This window comes from Emticicia sp. (assembly GCF_049241225.1).
Lineage (GTDB): Bacteria > Bacteroidota > Bacteroidia > Cytophagales > Spirosomataceae > Emticicia.
Genome location: NZ_JBMLRC010000264.1, coordinates 1,762 through 3,334 on the forward strand (window position 1 = coordinate 1,762; position 1,573 = coordinate 3,334).

The 1,573-nt window shown below is 36.6% G+C and carries 2 protein-coding genes; one reads left to right on the forward strand and one right to left on the reverse strand.

Annotated features, from left to right (window positions below; all coding sequences use genetic code 11):
- On the reverse strand, positions 1-767 hold a 767-nt coding region (locus tag ACOVO2_RS14280), incomplete at its 3' end, for a hypothetical protein (protein ID WP_421770630.1).
- A 194-nt stretch (positions 768-961) separates the two neighbouring features.
- Between ACOVO2_RS14280 and ACOVO2_RS14285 the strand changes: the two genes are divergently transcribed.
- Positions 962-1,573 (forward strand): tRNA modification GTPase (locus ACOVO2_RS14285; protein ID WP_421770631.1); only part of this gene is annotated, 612 nt, incomplete at its 3' end.

Below are 1,573 nucleotides of genomic sequence, written 5' to 3' on the forward strand. Positions count from 1 at the left end.
GAAATGATATTAGGTAGTTTTTGTTTCTCGAAAACAATATCAGGGTTGCGTGGCGTGATATTTCCGAAAAACTCAATGAGATTAGGCGACAATTGTGACGGAAGAATATCGGCTACATCTTGCAAACTTTTACTTTTGAAATAAATGTGGGCTGTTCCTTTTCTACTTTGCTTGAACGGTACCCGATCGATTGTAACCCCTGATTTAATTCGATTCGCTACTTCTTCAAGCAATACTTTTGAACCACTACAAATCAAGAAATCATCATGCACAAAAAAATTGAACAGTGGTCGGCTATTTATATCATATAATTCATTGATACGTAACCCTTTATAGTTACGCCCGTAAACTTTACGTTTGGTAGCATCTGGCACTAAAAGATTATTCAAGAAGGCTTCATCACCAAAATTTCCCGCAGGAATGTATATAATATATTCGAGGTTTTTCTTGTTTTCTCGGTGAAGCGAATAAGTGATAAGTTTCTTCTCAAAGAACTTTTTGGCAATATCTTGGTTATCAATATTTTCGCCTACCTTTTTTAGTTGAACTAAGGCATCGTAGAAAAAAGGAATATCGGCAAGCTGAGTGGTGTCAGTTTTGGAATAAAGTGATTGTTGAATTTCGGAGCTTTCGACAACCAAAAAAGCACTATCGGGCACAAAATTCCAAGCATCTTTACGTGGAGCAAACCATATTTGATAAGCAATAAATAGAGCAACCACCAATAAGATTGCATTCAGATACCACAATTGTCTTGCTTTTAGCATATTTCAAAAGTCGAAAGTACAGGGCTGTAAGTCGATAGTTTCAAATAAATTATCGACTGATTATCTACAATCACTGATTTTAAGATTTTAGTTGGTAGATTTGCAAAAATAAGTAATTAAAACCACGATTAAAAGCTTTACAGAGTTTGTAAGATTGATTAATGGGATGGTTTAATAAGTTTTTTATACAATAAATGATTCAATTAGAAACAATTTGTGCGTTATCAACCCCACAGGGTATCGGAGCGATTGGCGTTATCCGTGTTTCGGGCGAGCGTACATTTGAGATTGTCAATAAAATTTTCAAGGGAAAAGACCTCACAAAAGTAGATTCTCACACGATTCATTTCGGTACGATTCGAGATGGCGGTGTGATTGTCGATGAAGTTTTGGTGGCGGTTTTTAAAACTCCCAAAAGTTTTACGAAGGAAGATGTGGTAGAAATATCTTGTCACGGTAGCGACTATATAATAAGGTATATTCTTAAACTCCTGCTTCAAAACGGTTGCCGAATGGCACAGGCAGGAGAATTCACCCAACGTGCATTTTTGAACGGACAGTTTGATTTAGTACAAGCCGAAGCCGTAGCTGATTTGATTGCGGCCGACTCAGAAGCAGCCCATAAAACTGCCATGAACTTGATGCGTGGAGGTTTCTCGAATCAATTGAAGGCATTGCGTGAAGAACTGATTCATTTTGCAAGTTTGGTTGAACTGGAGTTAGATTTTGGCGAAGAAGACGTAGAATTTGCAGAAAGAGACGATTTAAAATCTTTAATATTGAAAATTCAAAATTTTCTGAAAAAT